General features: G+C 74.3%; 5 protein-coding genes. 2 read left to right on the top strand and 3 right to left on the bottom strand.

Annotated elements, in window-relative coordinates; translation table 11 throughout:
- Positions 1-743 (bottom strand): cobalt-precorrin-6A reductase (locus GKQ77_RS28015; RefSeq protein ID WP_219691716.1); only part of this gene is annotated, 743 nt, incomplete at its 3' end.
- 17 nt (positions 744-760) lie between these two features.
- On the opposite strand from GKQ77_RS28015, the gene GKQ77_RS28010 reads away from it, so the two are divergent.
- Positions 761-1,936, top strand: coding sequence for a cobalt-precorrin-5B (C(1))-methyltransferase (locus GKQ77_RS28010; protein ID WP_219691715.1), 1,176 nt, complete (start codon positions 761-763; stop codon positions 1,934-1,936).
- A 21-nt stretch (positions 1,937-1,957) separates the two neighbouring features.
- Here GKQ77_RS28010 and cobM read toward each other — a convergent pair whose 3' ends face one another.
- Both cobM and cbiE read right to left on the bottom strand, forming a co-directional pair.
- The gene (gene cobM, locus GKQ77_RS28005) at positions 1,958-2,707 is read right to left on the bottom strand and encodes a precorrin-4 C(11)-methyltransferase (RefSeq protein WP_219691714.1); all 750 of its coding nucleotides are present in this window, start codon (positions 2,705-2,707) and stop codon (positions 1,958-1,960) included.
- Positions 2,704-3,963: a precorrin-6y C5,15-methyltransferase (decarboxylating) subunit CbiE gene (gene cbiE / locus GKQ77_RS28000; RefSeq protein WP_219691713.1), complete on the bottom strand. Its 1,260-nt coding sequence runs from the start codon at positions 3,961-3,963 to the stop codon at positions 2,704-2,706. Before cbiE ends, cobM begins: the two co-directional genes overlap by 4 nt.
- Before the next feature lie 223 nt (positions 3,964-4,186).
- On the opposite strand from cbiE, the gene GKQ77_RS27995 reads away from it, so the two are divergent.
- Positions 4,187-4,579: a cell division protein SepF gene (locus GKQ77_RS27995; protein WP_219691712.1), complete on the top strand. Its 393-nt coding sequence runs from the start codon at positions 4,187-4,189 to the stop codon at positions 4,577-4,579.
- The last annotated feature ends 118 nt before the right edge of the window (positions 4,580-4,697 follow it).

Below are 4,697 nucleotides of genomic sequence, written 5' to 3'. Positions count from 1 at the left end.
CGCTGGAGGCGGACCCAGGTCACCGCCTCCCGAGGCGTGGCGACCACGGCGGCCGAGGCCGGGACGGCAGGGCGCCGGACCACCACCACCGGAACCCCCGCCTCGCGCGCAGCGACAAGCTTTGGCGCAGTCGCCACGCCCCCACTGTCCTTCGTCACCACGACATCGACCCGGTGCCGCCGCAACAGCTCCCGCTCGCCCTCCAACGAGAAGGGCCCCCGATCCAGGATGACCTCCATCCGGGCAGGAAACGGCGGCTCCGGCGCGTCGACGGATCGTACGAGGAACCAGAGACCGTCCAGCTCCGGATCCCCGGTGAAGGCGGCCAAACCCATCCGCCCGGTGGTGAGGAAGACCCGCTCACCGAGGGCCGGAAGCGCCCGCGCCGCCTGCTCCAGGGAGTCGACCGGATGCCAGTCGTCGCCCTCACCGGCGACCCAGCCGGGCCTGCGCAGGGCGAGCAGGGGAACATGGGCGAGCGCGGCGGCCGACGCCGCGTTGAACGAGATCGTCCCGGCGAAAGGATGGGTGGCGTCGATGAGCGCGTCCACGCGGTGCTCCCGCACCCACGCCGCCAGCCCCTCGGCCCCGCCGAACCCGCCGACGCGGACCTCGCCGGGCGGCAGCCGGGGCGCCGCGACCCGCCCCGCCAGGGAACTGGTCACCCGCAGCCCGGCCTCGCCCGTCAGCAGTTCCGCGAGGCGACGGGCCTCGGTCGTTCCCCCCAGAATGAGTACGTGCACGGAGTTCGGTTTCCTTCATGAGTGAGCAGAGCGGGCAGAGCGAGCCCAGTGGGCCAAGAGAGCCGAGCGGGCAGAGCGAGGCGAAGGGCGGTCGCAGCGCCCAACTCAAGCACACCGGTCTGCGCTCGGGCTGGACGACCGGCGCCTGCGCGACGGCGGCCACGACGGCCGCGTACACCGCGCTGCTGACCGGCGACTTCCCCGACCCGGTGACCATCACGCTGCCCAAGGGCCAGACACCCGCCTTCGCGCTCGCCGCCGAGGAGCGAACGGACACGTACGCCATGGCGGGCATCGTCAAGGACGCGGGCGACGACCCGGACGTCACGCACGGCGCACTGGTCCGCTCCACGGTGCGCAGGCTGCCGCCCGGCGCCGGCGTCGTCTTCAAGGCGGGCCCGGGCGTGGGCACGGTCACCCGCCCCGGCCTGCCGCTCGACGTGGGCGAGCCCGCGATCAACCCCGTACCCCGCCAGATGATGCGCGACCACGTGGCACAGGTGGCGGAGCGCGCCGGAACCACGCCGGACGTGGAGATCACCCTCTCCGTCGACCACGGCGAGGAGATCGCCCGCTCCACCTGGAACCCCCGCCTCGGCATCCTCGGCGGCCTCTCGGTCCTCGGCACCACCGGCATCGTCGTGCCCTACTCCTGCTCGGCGTGGATCGACTCGATCCGGCGGGGCGTGGACGTGGCGCGGGCGGCCGGCCGCACGCACGTCGCGGGCTGCACCGGCTCGACGTCGGAGAAGACGGTCGTCGCGGAGCACGGCCTCCCGGAGGACGCCCTCCTCGACATGGGCGACTTCGCGGGCGCGGTCCTGAAGTACGTACGCCGCCACCCCGTCGACCGCCTCACCATCTGCGGCGGCTTCGCGAAGCTCTCGAAGCTGGCGGCGGGCCACCTGGACCTGCACTCGGCCCGCTCCCAGGTCGACAAGGGCTTCCTCGCGGAACTGGCCCGCGCGGGCGGCGCCTCCGACGCGCTGGCGAGCGAGGTGGCGGGCGCCAACACGGGCCTGGAGGCGTTGCGCCTGTGCGAGGCGGCGGGGGTCCCGCTGGGCGACCTGGTGGCGACCACGGCGAGGGACGAGGCGCTGGCCGTACTGCGTGGCGCGCCGGTGGCGGTGGACGTCATCTGCATCGACAGGGCGGGCACGGTGGTGGGCCGGAGCGCGGCGAGCCCGCACTGAGCCGCCCCGCGGCCTACGCGATCAGCACACGTGCCGATCCCGCTCCGCCGAGTACAGATGGCTGTCCCGGAACTGCGAGGCACCGAGCGTGCGGCCCACCATGATCACAGCGGTCCGTACGATCCCCGCCTCCTTCACCTGCCCCGCGATGTCCGCCAGCGTGCCCCGGAGGATCACCTCGTCGGGCCGGCTGGCCAGGGCCACCACGGCGGTGGGGCAGTCCGCGCCGTAGAAGGGAAGCAGCTCCTCGACCACCCGGTCGACGTACCCGGCGGCGAGGTGCAGCACGAGCAGTGCCCCGCTGCGCCCCAGCGTGGCCAGGTCCTCGCCGGGCGGCATCGCCGTGGCCCGCTGTGCGATCCGCGTGAGGATGACCGTCTGGCCGACCGTCGGCACGGTCAGCTCCCGCTTCAGCGCGGCGGCGGCCGCCGCGAACGCCGGTACGCCGGGCACCACTTCGTACGGGACACCCGCCGCGTCCAGCCGCCGCATCTGCTCGGCGACCGCGCTGAAGACGGAAGGGTCGCCCGAGTGCAGCCGCGCCACGTCGAGCCCCGCCTCGTGGGCGCGGACCAACTCACCCGTGATCTCATCGAGGTTGAGCTGCGCGGTGTCCACGAGACGTGCGTCCTCGGGGCACTCGGCGAGCAGCTCGCGCGGCACCAGGCTGCCCGCGTAGAGGCAGACCTGACAGGCGGCGAGCGTGCGCGCGCCGCGCACCGTGATCAGGTCGGCCGCGCCGGGCCCGGCACCGATGAAGTACACCGTCATCGTTCTTGATCTCCTTGCTCCGCGGGCTTGGTGACGGACCATTGGGTGACCGGCATGGCCTGCCGCCACCCGGTGAAGCCGCCGACCGGGACCGCCTGGGACACCGCCAGGCGGACCAACTCGCCGCCGTGGCGCCGGTACCAGTCGGTGAGCAGCGCCTCGGACTCCAGCGTGACGGTGTTCGCGACGAGCCGCCCGCCGGCCGCAAGCGCCCGCCAGCAGGCGTCGAGCAGACCGGGGGCGGTCAGGCCGCCGCCGATGAACACGGCGTCAGGTGTGGGGAGTTCGGCGAGGGCGCCGGGCGCCGCGCCGGTGACGACCCGCAGCCCGGGCACGCCGAGCCGGCCGGCGTTGCGGGTGATCCGCTCGGCCCGCACCGCGTTCTTCTCGACGGTGACCGCGCGGCAGGAGGGGTGCGTCCGCATCCACTCCACCGCGATCGACCCCGATCCGCCGCCCACGTCCCACAGCAGCTCGCCGGGCGCGGGCGCGAGCGCCGCGAGCGTGGCCGCGCGGACGTATCGCTTGGTGAGCTGGCCGTCGCTCTCGTACGCCGCGTCGGGCAGCCCCGGCACGGCGCCGAGGCGCAGGGCGCCGGGGGAGCGGCGGCACTCGACGGCGACGACGTTCAGCGCGGCGCCGGGCGCGTGCGACCAGGCCTCGGCGACACCTTCGTACGAGGACTCCTTCCCGGAGCCCAGCTCCTCGAGGACGCGCAGCCTGCTCGGGCCGAAGCCGCGCTCGCGCAGGAGGGCGGCGACCTCGGCGGGGGTGCGGGCGTCGGCGCTGAGCACGAGGAGGCGGCGGCCCTCGTGCAGCGCGGCGGCGAGGCGCGCGGCCGGGCGGCCGACCAGCGTGACGACCTCGGTCTCCTCCACGGGCCAGCCGAGGCGCGCGCACGCCAGGGAGACCGAGGACGGGTGCGGCAGGACGCGCAGGGCCGCGGCGCCGACCTCCTCGCTCAGGGCGCGCCCGATGCCGTAGAACATGGGGTCGCCGCTCGCGAGGACGGCGATCCTGCGCCCGGCGTGGGCGGCGAGCAGGCGGGGCACGGCGGGCCGCAGCGGCGAGGGCCAGGCGACGCGCTCGCCCGGGCAGTCGGGGGCGGGCAGCAGATCCAGCTGGCGGGCGCCGCCGATCAGCACCTCGGCGTCGGAGAGCGCCGCGCGCGAGGCGGCGGGGAGGCCGTCCCAGCCGTCGGCCCCGATCCCGACGACGGTGACGGCCGGTATGCCTGGGGGTGATGCGGGCGTCACTGCTGGTACCTGACCTAGGGGCTCGGGATGGGCTGCGCAGCCGCACTCTACTGGTGACCGGGCGACCTGCCCTTATCGCGAACGGCTTGCAATAAGGCGTACGAGCGGCCGGTGCGGCCTCCTGGGGAGGGGGCCGTCCGTGTCGCTGTTGGGCTGAACGGGTGACTTGGCGTAAGAATTGCCCGGTGCAGACATCGAGTGCGAGCCAGGACGGGGTGGGTCAGTGAGTAGCAGTCAGCGTCACGACGTCACCGACGAACAGTGGGAAGGGCTCGCCCAGGTCGTACCGCTGCGCAGCCGCAACGAATGGCCTTCCTGGCCCGGACACCGCGCGCTGCCCGACGCGGAGACCGAGACGCGCAGGCGTTTCGTGGTGATGCGGGTGAACGTCTTCTCGGACGCCCGCGACGTCGCCGAGACCGTCATGTCGCAGATCCCGGTCCTGCTCGACCTGACGGGCGCCGAGACCGAAGTGGCCAAGCGGGTCCTCGACTTCAGCAGCGGTGTGGTGCTCGGCCTCGGCTGCGGCATGCACCGCGTCGACAAGAACGTCTTCCTCCTCGCGCCGCCCGGCACGGAGGTCCAGGGGCTTGTGGAGGCGGTCGGGCAGCCCTAGCGGCCCGCTGGGGCAGGGCCTGGCCCCGCTAGGGCCTGTCCGGCGGATCATGTCGCGGGACGCGGGGTCCGCCACCCGAACGCGACCTGATCCGCCGGACAGGCCCTAGGCCGGGCCC

The organism is Streptomyces anatolicus, assembly GCF_019400875.1.
Classification (GTDB): Bacteria; Actinomycetota; Actinomycetes; order Streptomycetales; family Streptomycetaceae; genus Streptomyces; species Streptomyces anatolicus.
This window is presented reverse-complemented; position numbering and strand designations above follow the sequence as displayed.